The 14,653-nt window shown below is 52.6% G+C and carries 15 protein-coding genes, 3 tRNA genes and 2 pseudogenes; 2 read left to right on the top strand and 18 right to left on the bottom strand.

What is annotated here, in order from left to right; translation table 11 throughout:
• The 4 genes from tuf to IEX01_RS15660 all read right to left on the bottom strand — a co-directional run.
• The coding region (tuf, locus tag IEX01_RS15675; RefSeq protein ID WP_188724143.1) for an elongation factor Tu at positions 1-911 on the bottom strand (911 nt) is incomplete at its 3' end.
• A 110-nt stretch (positions 912-1,021) separates the two neighbouring features.
• Positions 1,022-1,097 (bottom strand) — tRNA-Thr (locus IEX01_RS15670).
• Between the two features lie 6 nt (positions 1,098-1,103).
• A tRNA-Gly gene (locus tag IEX01_RS15665) sits at positions 1,104-1,178 on the bottom strand.
• A 125-nt stretch (positions 1,179-1,303) separates the two neighbouring features.
• Positions 1,304-1,379 (bottom strand) — tRNA-Thr (locus tag IEX01_RS15660).
• Between the two features lie 518 nt (positions 1,380-1,897).
• Here IEX01_RS15660 and coaA point away from each other — a divergent pair.
• A complete protein-coding gene (gene coaA / locus IEX01_RS15655; protein ID WP_024559460.1) occupies positions 1,898-2,848 on the top strand; it encodes a type I pantothenate kinase in 951 nt (316 codons plus the stop codon).
• Between the two features lie 25 nt (positions 2,849-2,873).
• Here coaA and birA read toward each other — a convergent pair whose 3' ends face one another.
• The 10 genes and pseudogenes from birA to fkpA form a co-directional block, all read right to left on the bottom strand.
• Positions 2,874-3,836: a bifunctional biotin--[acetyl-CoA-carboxylase] ligase/biotin operon repressor BirA gene (gene birA, locus IEX01_RS15650; protein ID WP_188724142.1), complete on the bottom strand. Its 963-nt coding sequence runs from the start codon at positions 3,834-3,836 to the stop codon at positions 2,874-2,876.
• Positions 3,833-4,879, bottom strand: coding sequence for a UDP-N-acetylmuramate dehydrogenase (murB, locus tag IEX01_RS15645; protein ID WP_188724141.1), 1,047 nt, complete (start codon positions 4,877-4,879; stop codon positions 3,833-3,835). The genes birA and murB overlap by 4 nt, the downstream gene beginning before the upstream one ends.
• Positions 4,880-5,057: 178 nt before the next feature.
• Positions 5,058-5,396, bottom strand: a pseudogene (locus IEX01_RS15640) (GTP-binding protein); the annotation flags it as partial.
• Positions 5,397-5,463: 67 nt separating this feature from the next.
• Positions 5,464-7,578: an elongation factor G gene (gene fusA / locus IEX01_RS15635; RefSeq protein WP_024558558.1), complete on the bottom strand. Its 2,115-nt coding sequence runs from the start codon at positions 7,576-7,578 to the stop codon at positions 5,464-5,466.
• Between the two features lie 97 nt (positions 7,579-7,675).
• A pseudogene (gene rpsG, locus IEX01_RS15630) lies at positions 7,676-8,098 on the bottom strand (30S ribosomal protein S7); the annotation flags it as partial.
• Between the two features lie 3 nt (positions 8,099-8,101).
• Positions 8,102-8,389, bottom strand: coding sequence for a sulfurtransferase complex subunit TusB (gene tusB / locus IEX01_RS15625; protein WP_024558556.1), 288 nt, complete (start codon positions 8,387-8,389; stop codon positions 8,102-8,104).
• Positions 8,390-8,396: 7 nt separating this feature from the next.
• Complete coding sequence (tusC, locus tag IEX01_RS15620; protein ID WP_188724140.1) at positions 8,397-8,756, bottom strand: sulfurtransferase complex subunit TusC; 360 nt, start codon at positions 8,754-8,756, stop codon at positions 8,397-8,399.
• Entirely contained in the window at positions 8,756-9,142 is a 387-nt protein-coding gene (gene tusD, locus IEX01_RS15615) for a sulfurtransferase complex subunit TusD (protein ID WP_024558554.1), read from the bottom strand. The genes tusC and tusD overlap by 1 nt, the downstream gene beginning before the upstream one ends.
• Complete coding sequence (locus IEX01_RS15610) at positions 9,142-9,870, bottom strand: helix-turn-helix transcriptional regulator (protein WP_024558553.1); 729 nt, start codon at positions 9,868-9,870, stop codon at positions 9,142-9,144. The genes tusD and IEX01_RS15610 overlap by 1 nt, the downstream gene beginning before the upstream one ends.
• Before the next feature lie 173 nt (positions 9,871-10,043).
• Complete coding sequence (gene fkpA, locus IEX01_RS15605; protein WP_024558552.1) at positions 10,044-10,868, bottom strand: FKBP-type peptidyl-prolyl cis-trans isomerase; 825 nt, start codon at positions 10,866-10,868, stop codon at positions 10,044-10,046.
• Between the two features lie 207 nt (positions 10,869-11,075).
• Here fkpA and IEX01_RS15600 point away from each other — a divergent pair, with 207 nt between their 5' ends.
• Positions 11,076-11,294, top strand: coding sequence for a protein SlyX (locus IEX01_RS15600; protein ID WP_024558551.1), 219 nt, complete (start codon positions 11,076-11,078; stop codon positions 11,292-11,294).
• A 42-nt stretch (positions 11,295-11,336) separates the two neighbouring features.
• Here IEX01_RS15600 and slyD read toward each other — a convergent pair whose 3' ends face one another.
• The 4 genes from slyD to kefG form a co-directional block, all read right to left on the bottom strand.
• The gene (gene slyD, locus IEX01_RS15595; RefSeq protein ID WP_024558550.1) at positions 11,337-11,918 is read right to left on the bottom strand and encodes a peptidylprolyl isomerase; all 582 of its coding nucleotides are present in this window, start codon (positions 11,916-11,918) and stop codon (positions 11,337-11,339) included.
• 93 nt (positions 11,919-12,011) lie between these two features.
• Positions 12,012-12,212 (bottom strand): YheV family putative zinc ribbon protein, encoded by a 201-nt coding sequence (locus tag IEX01_RS15590; protein WP_024558549.1) that lies wholly within the window; start codon positions 12,210-12,212, stop codon positions 12,012-12,014.
• 10 nt (positions 12,213-12,222) lie between these two features.
• Positions 12,223-14,028, bottom strand: coding sequence for a glutathione-regulated potassium-efflux system protein KefB (gene kefB, locus IEX01_RS15585; protein ID WP_188724139.1), 1,806 nt, complete (start codon positions 14,026-14,028; stop codon positions 12,223-12,225).
• Positions 14,028-14,582: a glutathione-regulated potassium-efflux system ancillary protein KefG gene (gene kefG / locus IEX01_RS15580; RefSeq protein ID WP_034881878.1), complete on the bottom strand. Its 555-nt coding sequence runs from the start codon at positions 14,580-14,582 to the stop codon at positions 14,028-14,030. The genes kefB and kefG overlap by 1 nt, the downstream gene beginning before the upstream one ends.
• Positions 14,583-14,653 lie beyond the last annotated feature (71 nt).

The following is a 14,653-nucleotide window of genomic DNA, read 5'->3' as shown; positions in this document are numbered from 1 at the left end:
TTGGTGTGCGGCTTGATGGTGCCCGGCTTCGCCAGTACCTGACCACGTTCGATTTCTTCACGCTTGATACCACGCAGCAGAACGCCCACGTTCTCGCCCGCACGGCCTTCGTCCAGCAGTTTGCGGAACATTTCAACGCCGGTACAGGTGGATTTCGCGGTATCTTTGATACCAACGATTTCAACTTCTTCACCCACTTTGATGATACCGCGCTCTACACGACCGGTAACAACGGTACCACGACCGGAGATGGAGAATACGTCTTCGATCGGCAGCAGGAACGGCTTGTCAATTGCGCGCTCCGGTTCCGGGATGTAGGAATCCAGGAAGCCAGCCAGTTCGATGATTTTCGCTTCCCACTCAGCGTCGCCTTCCAGCGCTTTCAGAGCGGAACCACGTACGATCGGGGTGTCGTCGCCCGGGAAGTCGTACTGAGACAGCAGTTCGCGAACTTCCATCTCTACCAGTTCCAGCAGCTCTTCGTCATCAACCATGTCGCACTTGTTCAGGAACACGATGATGTACGGAACGCCTACCTGACGACCCAGCAGGATGTGCTCACGGGTCTGCGGCATCGGGCCGTCAGTCGCAGCAACAACCAGGATAGCGCCGTCCATCTGAGCAGCACCGGTGATCATGTTTTTCACGTAGTCGGCGTGGCCCGGGCAGTCAACGTGCGCGTAGTGACGGGTCGGGGTGTCGTATTCAACGTGAGAGGTGTTGATGGTGATACCACGAGCTTTCTCTTCCGGCGCGTTATCGATTTGATCGAATGCACGAGCAGAACCACCGTAGGTTTTAGCCAGAACGGTAGTGATGGCAGCGGTCAGCGTTGTTTTACCATGGTCAACGTGGCCGATAGTACCGACGTTAACGTGCGGTTTTGTACGTTCAAACTTTTCTTTAGACATCGATTGTCCCTCTAAGACACGGATAAATCGGTGATATCACCACATCAACCAGGCTATCGCCTGAATTTGTTGAATTCATAACAGAAGAGAAGCAGGGAGGAAAAGAGAAGTGGTGCTGATAGGCAGATTCGAACTGCCGACCTCACCCTTACCAAGGGTGCGCTCTACCAACTGAGCTATATCAGCACATCTTGGAGCGGGCAGCGGGAATCGAACCCGCATCATCAGCTTGGAAGGCTGAGGTAATAGCCATTATACGATGCCCGCATCCTGGAACTCGGCTACCTGATTCTTTCTGTAGTGAATATGAGAGAAAACCTCTCAATATTCGAGCCGATTAGCTGGAGCTTATCGTCTCGGGCTACGCCAACGCGTGGCCGAAACGAACTTGATGGTGCCGGCTACCGGAATCGAACTGGTGACCTACTGATTACAAGTCAGTTGCTCTACCTACTGAGCTAAGCCGGCATCAAGTAGCGCGCATTCTAGGAATAGCGGCTCGCCTATGCAACAAAAAAATTGCATAAACTGCTCTATTGCTCACATTTTGCGCATCAGCGCGCAAATCTGACGCTATTTCAACCGTTCCGGGCTTCATAAAGCGTCAAACACTGCCGCATAATCTTCTCAAAGGGTATTCCAGAACGTGTGCTTCCGCTTAAAAGGTCATTCTAAGGCCTGCGATTTTATGTAAATGCCATGTCATAACATCGAATGTTTGGCCAGGCGTTCTTCATCAAAGTACCTTATTCCTTCACAAGATCTCAGGGCTTAAGCGCTTGTAAAGTACGCTAACCGTGACGCTTCCCCTGGAAAGCATCATGATTATGATTTTTTCTTATTATTCGCCGTCATCTGGTGTTAACCTCCTGCCCATTGTCAAAAATGATACACGTAGCGTGCCATTGAGCGCTCGAAGATGAGAGCTTCGTTTCGTTAAGCGAAAAGCTCTCATTTTGTCCTGAATGACAGGCAGAAGCATGCTTATGAGTAATAAAGAGCAAATGTTAACGACTCCTTATCTTCAGTTTAACCGGAGCCAATGGGCTGCACTTCGCGACTCGGTGCCGATGACGCTAACCGAAGGTGAAATTGCCCGCTTAAAAGGGATTAACGAAGATCTTTCTCTTGAGGAAGTGGCTGAAATTTATCTGCCGTTATCCCGTCTGCTGAACTTCTATATCAGCTCTAATCTTCGCCGCCAGGCCGTGCTGGAGCAGTTTCTTGGCACAAACGGTCAGCGCATCCCCTATATCATCAGCATTGCAGGCAGCGTCGCCGTAGGTAAAAGCACGACAGCGCGTGTGCTGCAGGCGTTGCTGAGCCGCTGGCCTGAACATCGCCGCGTTGAACTTATTACCACTGATGGTTTTCTGCATCCAAATAAAGTGCTCAAAGAGCGCAATTTGATGAAGAAGAAAGGGTTTCCTCAGTCTTACGACATGCACAGGCTGGTGAAATTTGTGGCGGATATAAAATCAGGTGTGCCTGATGTGACAGCACCTGTTTATTCGCATTTAATTTATGACGTTATTCCTGACGGCGATAAAGTAGTTACACAGCCAGATATATTGATCCTCGAAGGCTTAAACGTTTTACAAAGCGGTATGGATTATCCTCACGACCCGCATCATGTATTTGTCTCTGACTTCGTTGATTTCTCAATTTATGTCGATGCGCCAGAAGACTTATTGCAAACGTGGTATATCAATCGCTTCCTGAAATTCCGGGAAGGGGCTTTCACCGATCCTGACTCTTATTTCCATAATTACGCCAAACTTTCTGAAGATGAAGCGGTAAATGTCGCCACTCAGCTCTGGAAGGAAATTAACTGGTTGAATTTGAAGGAAAACATTCTCCCCACCAGGGAAAGAGCTAGCCTGATAATGACCAAAAGCGCGAATCATGCTGTGGAATCTGTCCGGCTCAGGAAATAAAACAGGGGAGCTATGCTCCCCTGTTTTATTCTGCGCTTCGTAAAGAGATCTCACCGCCTACCCAGGCTTTGATTGCTCCGTTCTGCTCCAATAGCAGGGCACCTTGCTCGTCAATTCCTCGCGAGATACCGTAAATTTCTCGGTCGCCGATAATCAACTTAACCGGGCGATGAATAAAATTATCTAACTTCTCCCAGCGCGCCAGAAAAGGCGAAAGCCCCTCTTTTTCAAATTGCTCCAGGGCAACCCGCAGTTCATTAATAAGACGAGCAGCTAACTGATTGCGATCTATTTTAATGCCCGCCTCCTGAAGATTAATCCACCCCTGATTAACGACTTCGCTTTCAACACGACGCATTGCAAGGTTTATCCCCGCGCCAATAACAATCTGCGCTGCATCGCCAGTTTTACCGGTTAGCTCAACCAGGATTCCTGCCAGTTTACGATCCTGAAGATAAAGGTCGTTGGGCCATTTAACCCGCACTTGATCGGCGCCAAGATCATGCAGGACTTCAGCCATAACGATTCCGATGACAAGACTCAGGCCGATAGCAGCAGCTGGCCCCTGCTCAAGACGCCAGTACATGGATAGATAAAGGTTAGCGCCGAAAGGGGAGAACCATTTACGCCCGCGCCGCCCTCTCCCCGCCTGTTGGTATTCTGCAATGCAGGCATCCCCAGACTGTAAGGAGGAAAGGCGATCCAGTAAATACTGATTAGTAGAATCAATAACTGGCAATACAGCAACCGAACCTGTCTCGATTTGGGAGCGAATGATGTCTTCATTAAGGAGCTGAATGGGTTCCGGCAAGCTGTAACCTTTACCAGGCACCGTAAAAACGTCTACCCCCCAATCACGTAAGGTTTGTATATGCTTATTAATGGCTGCGCGGCTCATGCCCAGCGTATCGCCAAGCTGTTCGCCTGAGTGGAACTGGCCATCCGCAAGGGTAGACATAAGCGTAAGGGGAACCGTATTGTCTTTCATGTAATTGTCTCCACAGCGCTCACTTCGCCCGTACGGCCGATAAACCGCACCTCTGGTTCGAGCCAGATATCAAATTTGCTACCGACGGTCTGGCGAACAAATCTGGCCAGTCGCACTATATCTTCTGCCGTAGCGTTTTCTTCATTAATTAGTACCAGCGCTTGCTGGCGATGTACGGCCGCACCGCCAATCCGATGCCCCTTGAGCTCGCATTTGTCGATAAGCCAGCCAGCAGCAAGCTTCACGCTGCCATTTTTTTGTGGGTAATGAGGAGCATCAGGATAGGCTTGTAAGAGCGTTGCGGCTTGAGCTTTCGAGACCTCTGGGTTTTTAAAGAAGCTGCCAGCATTGCCGTTTACCCGAGGGTCAGGAAGCTTTGTACGGCGCATATGGCATACTGCATCAAAAACCTGGCGAGGTGTAACAGTGGTAGGATCAAACCGGGTTAAGTCGCCATAGGTAAGAACGGGTTGCCATATTTTAGCCAGGCGGAAACCTACGGCGGTAATGGCAAACCGATCCTGATATTCATGCTTGAAGATGCTGTCACGGTAACCAAAGCGGCATGCTTCAACTGGCAAACGGTGAAGTGTGCCCGTTAAGAGCTCAACGCATTCTACGTAATCGCAAACTTGTTTTAATTCCACACCATAAGCGCCAATATTCTGAATAGGTGAAGAGCCAGCACATCCGGGGATCAACGCCAAATTCTCTAAGCCCGGCATATTTCTTTCCAGCGTATACTCGACCAGCTGATGCCAGTTTTCTCCTGCGCCTACGTGCAGCAACCATTTATCGCTCTCTTCCCGTACCGTTACTCCTCGGATACGGTTAACGATTACCACGCCGTCAAAGTTTTCAGTGAATAAAACATTACTCCCCTCACCCATAATCAAAACAGGTAAATGGTCAGTCTGCGCTTCCCGCCACGTTTGGATCAATGCTTCTGCGGTTTGTACTTCAACAAGCTTGAGCGCCTGGCTTTCAATGCCAAAAGTATTGAAGGGCTTAAGAGAAATACTCATGGTAGTTTCCTGAATCATTCTTGCGGCTAGTTTACCCGATCCTGCAACAGATGGCTTGTAGCGCACAGATGAATGAAACGGAGAAACAGGCAGAAGAGAGCAAAAAGAGAGTAGGACTCAAGATAATTTCGAAAAAGAGTTAAACGCCAGATAGCAAAAAACCCGGTCGTCAGACCGGGTTTTTGCTTTGTTTNGGCATCGGGCCGTCAGTCGCAGCAACAACCAGGATAGCGCCGTCCATCTGAGCAGCACCGGTGATCATGTTTTTCACGTAGTCGGCGTGGCCCGGGCAGTCAACGTGCGCGTAGTGACGGGTCGGGGTATCGTATTCAACGTGAGAGGTGTTGATGGTGATACCACGAGCTTTCTCTTCCGGCGCGTTATCGATCTGATCGAATGCACGAGCAGAACCACCGTAGGTTTTAGCCAGAACGGTAGTGATGGCAGCAGTCAGGGTAGTTTTACCATGGTCAACGTGGCCGATAGTACCGACGTTGACGTGCGGTTTTGTACGTTCAAATTTTTCTTTAGACACGGCTATATTCCTTACTATAGCGCCCCCTCATCGAGGGGGCACGGGACTTTGTTTTTAACCCTGCGGCTTATTTACCACGGGCTTCGATTACGGCCTGAGCAACGTTGTTCGGCGCATCATCATACTTCAGGAATTCCATAGTGTATGATGCACGACCTTTGGTCAGAGAACGCAGCTGAGTTGCATATCCGAACATTTCAGACAGCGGAACTTCAGCGTGGATCTTAACGCCAGTTACTTCGGACTCCTGACCACGCAGCATACCGCGACGACGGCTCAAGTCACCGATAACGTCACCGGTGTTCTCTTCCGGAGTTTCTACTTCAACCTTCATGATCGGCTCAAGCAGAACTGGGTTTGCTTTCTTAAAGCCTTCTTTAAAGGCGATAGAAGCAGCCAGTTTAAACGCCAGTTCAGAGGAGTCAACGTCATGGTAAGAACCGAAGTGCAGACGCACGCCCATGTCAACTACCGGATAACCAGCCAGCGGGCCAGACTTCAGCTGCTCCTGGATACCTTTATCAACGGCCGGGATGTATTCGCCAGGAATTACGCCGCCTTTGATGTCGTTGATGAACTCGTAACCTTTCGGATTTGAGCCCGGCTCCAGCGGGTACATGTCGATAACAACATGACCATACTGACCGCGACCACCAGACTGCTTAGCGTGTTTACCTTCGATATCGGTAACTTTGCTGCGAATCGCTTCGCGGTAAGCAACCTGAGGTTTACCTACGTTAGCTTCAACGTTGAACTCGCGCTTCATACGGTCAACGATGATGTCCAGGTGCAGTTCACCCATACCAGCGATGATGGTCTGGTTAGATTCTTCATCAGTCCATACGCGGAAAGACGGGTCTTCTTTAGCCAGACGGCCCAGAGCCAGACCCATTTTTTCCTGGTCAGCTTTGGTTTTCGGTTCAACCGCGATAGAGATTACCGGCTCAGGGAACTCCATACGCTCCAGAATGATCGGCGCATTCGGGTCACACAGGGTGTCACCAGTAGTCACGTCTTTCAGACCGATAGCAGCAGCGATGTCGCCTGCACGAACTTCTTTAATCTCTTCACGTTTGTTCGCATGCATCTGTACGATACGACCGAAACGCTCACGAGCAGCTTTTACGGAGTTCAGGATGGTGTCACCGGAGTTAACCACGCCAGAATACACACGGAAGAACGTCAGGTTACCAACGAACGGGTCGGTAGCAATTTTAAACGCCAGTGCAGAGAACGGCTCGTCGTCGCTTGCGTGACGCTCAGCCGGAGTATCTTTACCGTCGTCCAGGATACCGTTGATCGCAGGAACGTCTACCGGGGATGGCAGGTAGTCAACTACCGCATCCAGCATCGCCTGAACACCTTTGTTCTTGAACGCAGAACCGCAGGTTACCAGGATGATTTCGTTGTTCAGAACACGCTGACGCAGAGCAGATTTAATCTCTTCTTCAGTCAGTTCTTCACCACCCAGGTATTTCTCCATCAGCTCTTCAGAAGCTTCAGCTGCGGATTCGATCAGGTTCTGGTGCCATTCGTCAGCCAGGTCCTGCATCTCAGCCGGGATATCTTCGTATTCGAAGGTTACGCCCTGGTCTGCGTCGTTCCAGTTGATGGCTTTCATTTTCACCAGGTCAACAACACCGGTGAAGCCTTCTTCAGCACCAATCGCCAGCTGCAGCGGAACCGGGTTCGCGCCCAGACGGGTTTTGATCTGGTTAACGACTTTCAGGAAGTTCGCGCCCATACGGTCCATTTTGTTAACGAACGCGATACGCGGAACTTTGTATTTGTTAGCCTGACGCCATACGGTTTCAGACTGCGGCTGAACACCACCAACTGCGCAGTAAACCATTACCGCACCGTCAAGAACACGCATGGAACGTTCTACTTCGATGGTGAAGTCAACGTGCCCCGGGGTGTCGATGATGTTGATACGATGCGGTTCATACTGCTTAGCCATACCAGACCAGAATGCGGTAGTCGCAGCGGAGGTAATGGTGATACCACGCTCCTGCTCCTGCTCCATCCAGTCCATGGTTGCGGCGCCGTCATGAACTTCACCGATTTTGTGGTTTACACCGGTGTAGAACAGAATACGTTCGGTAGTAGTGGTCTTACCGGCGTCGATATGCGCACTGATACCGATGTTACGATAGCGTGCGATGGGTGTTGTACGAGCCATTTGATTCCTCGTTTGTTTCTTTAGGCGCTCAGATTAAGTTACCCAGAACGGGCGACTTATCTCAAGCGCCCGTCTGGTGACTAACATGCCGAAGGGATTACCAACGGTAGTGTGCGAACGCCTTGTTGGCTTCTGCCATACGGTGAACGTCTTCACGTTTCTTAACTGCAGTACCTTTGTTGTCTGCAGCATCAGAAAGTTCGTTCGCCAGGCGCAGAGCCATGGATTTATCACCGCGTTTACGAGCAGCTTCAACGATCCAACGCATTGCCAGAGCATTGCGGCGAACCGGACGGACTTCAACTGGTACCTGATAAGTAGAACCACCAACGCGGCGAGACTTAACTTCAACAGTCGGGCGCACGTTTTCGAGAGCTACTTCGAAAGCTTCCAGTTCAGATTTACCAGAACGCTGAGCCAGGGTCTCCAGCGCGCTGTATACGATTGCTTCGGCAGTAGATTTTTTACCATCTACCATCAGGATGTTCACAAATTTAGCCAGCAGTTCTGATCCGAACTTGCGTTACCAGGCGATTTGATTGCGATGTTTTACCGTGAGGCTGACGAAATGAGTATAGCCAACCCTGTCGATACTGTTCGAAAATTGAGCGGACAAGCCACGCGCTTCGATGTCATCGTTCAACGCGTACACAGAGATGGGGGCGCTAAGCAATAATTCAAGGAAGCGACCGCCTTCAATACCGGCCAGCACGCCGTCCTGAATCAGCAACAGGTCATCGCCAGCGCTAAGCGTACGCAGCAGCGCCTCAATGTCGCACTGCCAGGGAGAATGAGAAAGCGTATGTAGCATGCCAGCCTCAGAAAGTTAACAACACATCAAACTCATCGAGGTGGGCGCGAAGCGCCTCTGGCTCCAGCGCCTCTGCCTCGATAACAAAATCCTGCCCGGCGGAAATGCCGCGTTCGCGCAGCGACTGCGCACACACCCAGCACTGTTCGATGTCATACAGGGGCAGCACTTTAAACGTTGAGATGTAGTCACGCGCGAGGATTTTTTTCGGATTCTGACCAAGCAAGATTTGCATCACACCGTCGCTCAGAAAAAAGACGCCGATATCTTCCGTCAGCGCGGAAGTCGCTAATAGCGCATCCAGCCCCTCTCTGCCAGCGGAAGAGCCGTGAGGAGCAGAGGTAAACAGAAAAGCCACGCGTTTCATCAAAACTGCACCACTCTGTCGCAGGTCAGCGTCGCTTCCGCCAGCGCGCCAAGCCCGCTTAAGGTAAAGCCGGGCTGGAGATTAGCAGCCGGCAGACCCGCCTGCTTCGCTTCGCTTTCATCCGTTACGCCACGTCGCAGCGCAGCCGCTACGCAGATATGCAATTCCGCGCCATGCCGGATATGAAGCTGCTGCCAGGCGCGAACCAAGTCAAACTCGTCGCTTGCCGGCAAGGTCAACTGGTTGGCGTTGTACACCCCTTCCCTGTAAAAAAAGACGCTCACAAGCGTATGGCCTTCCGCAAGTAGGGCTTCGGCGAACTGGTAAGCGGTACTGGCCTGCTGTGTTCCATAGGCCGGCCCCGTTACCATCAGGGCAAAACGCATCAGCGATCCTGCCCCTGAAAATCCCCATTCTTGAACTGGCGGATATAAAGGTAGACCGTGTGCTTGGAGATATTCAGCCGATCTGCGACCTGGTTTATCGCATCCTTAATATCGAAGATGCCTTTCTCATACAGGTTGAGCACAATCTGGCGGTTCTTGGCGTTATTGGAAACGTTACGGTCCGCATTCACCTCTTCAATGGTGAACTCAAGCGTCTGCGTCACCAGATCTTCTACCGACGAGGCGAAGTTAACGGAAGAAGGCACTTCCTGATCCTGAGTTTCAGGCGGAACGAAGGTGCTCATGATCTGCGAGAAAGGGACGTCCAGGTTCATATTGATGCACAGCAGGCCAATGACGCGATGGTCACGATTGCGAATAGCGATGGTCACCGACTTCATCAACACGCCGCTTTTAGCGCGAGTGAAATAGCATTTGGAGACGCTGCTGTCTGCGCCAGTCATATCATGGAGCATGCGCAACGCGAGATCGGTAATCGGCGAGCCGATTTTACGGCCAGTGTGTTCGCCGTTGGCGATGCGGATCGCCGAGCATTTAAGATCCTGAAGCGAATGCAGGACGATTTCACAATGGGAGCCGATGAGCATCGCTAACCCGTCCACCACCGCTTCATAGGATTTAAGAATATCGAAGTCGGTTTGATCAAAAGGACGTTGATCCAGCAAATCAAGTTCGCTGGTTTCATTGGTTAAAAGCGAATTGGACATGAAAAAATACCACCCTCTACAGAGAGCCTGTCGTTTTCAGTCAGGGCAGACTCATCACTCAGTTGTTACACAGACCGCTAAAGTAATACAGCGTAAGATGTGCTTTCCAGTTTTTATTATATCGTGCTCAAAATAAAAAACCGCCGCCCAATTGGGCGGCGGCTCGAAGCGACTTATTTGGCTTTCGCACCAGCAGCAGCGTTATCTCCCGCTGCGGCCTCCGGCTTCGCATCCGCTTTCGGCGCCGGTTTGATATCCAGCAGCTCTACGTCGAACACCAGCGTGGAGTTAGCCGGGATACCCGGAACGCCGGTTTTACCGTAAGCCAGTTCAGGCGGAATGACCAGCTTGATTTTGCCGCCTTTCTTGATGTACTTCAGGCCTTCAGTCCAGCCCGGAATAACGCCATCCAGACGGAAAGAGAGCGGCTCGCCGCGGGTGTAAGAGTTATCGAACTCTTTACCGTCGATCAGCGTACCTTTGTAGTTAACTACTACGGTATCGCTGTCTTTCGGCGCGTCGCCGCTGCCCGCTTTCTCAACTTTGTACATCAGACCGGTAGAAGAGGTTTTCACATCTTTCTCTTTGGCGAAGGTGTCGCGGAAGGCTTTGCCCTTATCGGCGTTTTCCTTCGCGTCCTTCTCCATTTTTTCCTGCGCGGCGGTCTTCACGCGGGTTTCGAAAGCCTGAAGGGTCTGTTCGATTTCCTGGTCGGAAAGTTTGCTCTTGTCAGCAAACGCATCCTGCACGCCTGCGATCAGCTGCGCTTTATCCAGCTTGATGCCCAGCTTCTCTTGCTCTTTCAGCGAGTTTTCCATGTAACGACCCAGCGATGCGCCCAGCGCATAAGCTGATTTCTGATCGTCATTTTTGAATGCCGCATTCGCGCTTGCCGCGGCAGGCGCATCTTTCGCCGGTGCGGCCGCGGAGGCCAGCGGTGCATTCAGCGCAACGGCCATGGTGGTCGCCAGCAGCGTGACTTTAAACAGTGATTTCATCCATTTTCTCCAGGACCGGGGCCTCTCACCCCAGAGTTATATAAAATAAGGAAACTAATATAAAACGTTGCGGAGGAAATCTACACACCCTCCCCACCGGTAATCGATTTATTTCAGATTATTTTTGTTTAAATACGTTTCCTGACGGCAAAGTTCAGCAAGCGCGGCAAATTTTTCGTAAAATCGCCGCTCTGACGGAGGAACATCATGCAGCATAAGTCTTTAGAAGCGCGTCTGGCGGAGCTGGAAAGCCGGCTGGCATTTCAGGAGATCACTATCGAAGAGCTGAACCAGACCGTGACGGCTCACGAACTCGAAATGGTGAAACTGCGTGAGCAGCAACGGCTTCTGATAGAAAAAGTCAAAGCGAGCCAGACATCGATGATTGCGTCGCAGGCGGAAGAGACGCCGCCGCCGCATTATTAAAGGTAATAAAAAAGGGCGTATTCAACGCCCTTTTCTTTGTGCTTAGTGGCAGCCGCAGCCACCGCCGCCGCAACCACCTTTGTTGCCATGATCGTGATCGTGGCCGTGACCGCCGCAGCAGCCGTCGTGGTCGTGGTCATGGTCGTGATGATGGCCATGCGCACCGTGAACGTGGCCGTGAGCCAGCTCTTCTTCGGTCGCTTCGCGAATCGCAACCACTTCTACGTTGAAGTTCAGGTTCTGGCCCGCCAGCATGTGGTTGCCGTCAACCACAACGTGGTCGTCTTCCACTTCGGTAATCTCTACCGGTACCGGACCCTGATCGGTTTCCGCCAGGAAGCGCATGCCGACCTGCAGTTCGTCAACGCCCATGAAGACGTCTTTCGGTACGCGCTGCACCAGGTTTTCGTCATACTGGCCGTAAGCGTCGTTCGCGCCGACGCTAACGTCGAAGCGATCGCCAACATCGTGACCTTCCAGCGCTTTTTCCAGCCCTGAAATCAGGGAGCCGTGACCATGCAGGTAGTCCAGCGGCGCACTCACCGGAGACTCATCAACCAACACACCGTCTTCTGTACGTACCTGATAGGCCAGGCTGACCACCAGGTCTTTTGCTACTTTCATGATATCTCCTGAGCGGAAAAAAATGTCAGGCGCGATTGTAGCCCAAATCAGCGCCCGTGTACCCTTAAGCTTAAAGAAAGCTGGGGCATATCGCTAGTCGGGATGAAAAATCCCAATCACTTGCTCTTCTTTGCGTACATGCTCGCGAGCTTCTTTATCCGCTTCACGCATCTGGTGTCCGCATTTCACGCACTCCACCACATCGACATTATTTTCCCGCCACATCGCCAGCGAATCCTGGGCCTGGCAGGCAGGGCAGCGCGCCCCGGCAATAAAACGTTTACGAACCGCCATAACTCACCTTCTATTCAAATTCGTCCCAGCCATCAAGCTGACGCCGCTCCTGCTGCATCTCCCGCTGGAAGATCTCCTCCAGCTCGCGTCGCGCTTCCCGTGCGCGGGAAATCTGCGCGTTATCAGTGTGCACAGGCATAAGCTCTCGCAGCATGCGCATATCAAGGCGGCGAAAATGCAGTTGCGCGCGCTGCGCCTGGTGAGGATGCATGCCAAGCGACATTAACGTCTTGCGCCCAAGCTCCAGCGCGCTGGAAAACGTCTCACGAGAAAATTGCTTCACGCCCGCCTGCAGCAGCTCATGCGCCTCCACACGCCCTCTTGCGCGCGCCAGGATTTCTAGCTGTGGAAAGTTCTGCTGGCACAGATGGACTATTTTCATCGTGTCCTCCGGGTCGTTGCAGGTAATCACAATGGATTTGGCTGCCTCCGCGCCAGCCGCCCGCAGCAAATCAACCTGGGTGGCGTCGCCGTAATAAACTTTATAACCATACCGACGCATCAGATTCACCGCGCTGATATCCCGCTCCAGCACCGTGATGCGCATTTTATTGGCCATCAGCAAGCGCCCAATAACCTGTCCGAAACGACCAAAGCCGACAATAATCACCTGCGGTTGATCGTCCTCGACATAGGGCTTTTCATCCGTTTCATCGGGCGTATTAAACTGGCGCGCCAGAAGCTTATCTATGCCTTTCATCACCAGCGGCGTCGTCATCATCGACAGGGTGACGGTGACCAGCAGCAGCGCCATCTGGTCGTCATGAAACAGCCGTTGCGAAGAGGCGGTGGAAAAGAGGACGAACGCGAATTCGCCGCCCTGGCTCAACACGCCGGAAAACTGCAGCCTTTCGGAGTTACGCAGGCCATAAATGCGCGAAAGCACGTAAAGCACCAGCATTTTTACAGCCACCAGCACCGCGACGCTCATCACCACCCACAGAATATGGGTATAGAGCACGCCAAGGTTCAACGCCATACCCACCGAGATGAAAAAGAGTCCCAGCAGCAGCCCCTTAAACGGCTCGATGGCGCTTTCCAGCTCATGGCGGTATTCGCTTTCCGCCAGCAGCACGCCAGCGATAAAAGTTCCAAGCGCCATAGAAAAGCCCAGCGCATCCATAAACAGCGCCGAACCCAGCACCAGCAGCAGCGCGGCGGCGGTAAACACTTCCCGCACGCCGGATGCGGCGATAAAACGAAACAGCGGACGCAACAGGTAGCGCCCGCCCAGCAGCATGCCGGCGAAAGCTAGCACCTTCATACCGACCTTCATCCAGTCGAGATGCTCGTCGCTGTTGCCTGCAAGCAGCGGCACCAGCGCCAGCGCCGGGATCACGGCCAGATCCTGAAACAGCAGAACAGAGAAGCCAAGCTGCCCCGACTCGCTGCGATTCATCCCTTTATCGCGCATAAGCTGCAGCGCCATAGCGGTAGAGGACATCGCCAGACCAATGCCGCCTACCAGCGCCGCCTGCCATGAAAACTCTGTCAGCATTAACAGCCCGGCCAGGATCAGCGCGCTGAAAACAACCTGCGCCGCCCCCACGCCAAATATTGAGCGCCTGAGCTGCCAGAGTTTCGAAGGATTAAGCTCAAGGCCGATGAGGAACATCAGAAAGACCACGCCCAGCTCGGAGAAGTGCAAAATTTCCTGCACGTCGCTGATAAAACCGAGACCCCACGGGCCGATGGCGATCCCCGCCAGCAAATAGCCCAGCACGGCGCCGATGCCGAGGCGCGCCGCAACCGGCACCGCCACGACGGCGGCAAAAAGGAACAGCACGCCCGCCAGCAACAAATCAGACCCTTCCATCAGCGGCCTCCTGCTGCCAGCGGCGAAGCCAGCCAGTCGCCGTAGGCTTTGGCATGGCTTGCCAGCGCTTCCGGCGTCTGGCGGCGCGCCCAGTAAACAATGATGGGGGTTAGCCACTGCATGCGGCACATGGCGGCGGTCAATTCAAAAGGCCGCAGAATATCGCTAAGGGAATAGCGGTTAGCGCCGTCGTAGCGGTACGCTCCCTCCGGCTCACCGGTGGTGACGACGTTACGCCAGTACTTTCCCGCCAATTGGTTGCCTCCAGTCCCGCTGGCGAAGCCGCGGCTCAGCACGCGGTCAAACCACTCTTTCAACAGCGCCGGGCAGCTATAGGTATAAAGCGGAAATTGAAAAACAATCACGTCGTGCTCGCGCAGCAACGCCTGTTCATGGGCAATATCGATAAAAAAATCGGGATAGTGTGCATAGAGGTCATGCACCGTGACATTTGGAAGCTGTAAAGCCGGCTTAAGCAAAACCCGGTTGGCTACCGAGTCCTGAGATTCCGGATGGGCATACAGCAGCAAAACTCTCGCTGTCTGTGACATCATTCCCCTCCAGGGCGTCGTCATTGTCATTATTTTGGGCTACCATGGCGGCCCCACGCGGCGCGCTTAGCGCT

The organism is Franconibacter daqui (assembly GCF_014644275.1).
In the GTDB taxonomy this organism is placed as follows: Bacteria; Pseudomonadota; Gammaproteobacteria; order Enterobacterales; family Enterobacteriaceae; genus Franconibacter; species Franconibacter pulveris.
Note: the sequence above shows the minus strand (reverse complement) of the source record. Positions and strands in the feature narration are given on the sequence as shown.

Excerpts from the sequence above, each read along its gene's own strand:
- kefB (WP_188724139.1), bottom strand. The coding sequence starts at position 14,028 with ATGGAAGGGTCTGATTTGTTGCTGGCGGGCGTGCTGTTCCTTTTTGCC.
- kefG (WP_034881878.1), bottom strand. The coding sequence starts at position 14,582 with ATGATGTCACAGACAGCGAGAGTTTTGCTGCTGTATGCCCATCCGGAA.
- tusB (WP_024558556.1), bottom strand. The coding sequence starts at position 8,389 with ATGCTACATACGCTTTCTCATTCTCCCTGGCAGTGCGACATTGAGGCG.
- tusD (WP_024558554.1), bottom strand. The coding sequence starts at position 9,142 with ATGCGTTTTGCCCTGATGGTAACGGGGCCGGCCTATGGAACACAGCAG.
- slyD (WP_024558550.1), bottom strand. The coding sequence starts at position 11,918 with ATGAAAGTAGCAAAAGACCTGGTGGTCAGCCTGGCCTATCAGGTACGT.
- coaA (WP_024559460.1), top strand. The coding sequence starts at position 1,898 with ATGAGTAATAAAGAGCAAATGTTAACGACTCCTTATCTTCAGTTTAAC.
- IEX01_RS15590 (WP_024558549.1), bottom strand. The coding sequence starts at position 12,212 with ATGGCGGTTCGTAAACGTTTTATTGCCGGGGCGCGCTGCCCTGCCTGC.
- fusA (WP_024558558.1), bottom strand. The coding sequence starts at position 7,578 with ATGGCTCGTACAACACCCATCGCACGCTATCGTAACATCGGTATCAGT.
- IEX01_RS15600 (WP_024558551.1), top strand. The coding sequence starts at position 11,076 with ATGCAGCATAAGTCTTTAGAAGCGCGTCTGGCGGAGCTGGAAAGCCGG.
- fkpA (WP_024558552.1), bottom strand. The coding sequence starts at position 10,868 with ATGAAATCACTGTTTAAAGTCACGCTGCTGGCGACCACCATGGCCGTT.
- tusC (WP_188724140.1), bottom strand. The coding sequence starts at position 8,756 with ATGAAACGCGTGGCTTTTCTGTTTACCTCTGCTCCTCACGGCTCTTCC.
- birA (WP_188724142.1), bottom strand. The coding sequence starts at position 3,836 with ATGAAAGACAATACGGTTCCCCTTACGCTTATGTCTACCCTTGCGGAT.
- IEX01_RS15610 (WP_024558553.1), bottom strand. The coding sequence starts at position 9,870 with ATGTCCAATTCGCTTTTAACCAATGAAACCAGCGAACTTGATTTGCTG.
- murB (WP_188724141.1), bottom strand. The coding sequence starts at position 4,879 with ATGATTCAGGAAACTACCATGAGTATTTCTCTTAAGCCCTTCAATACT.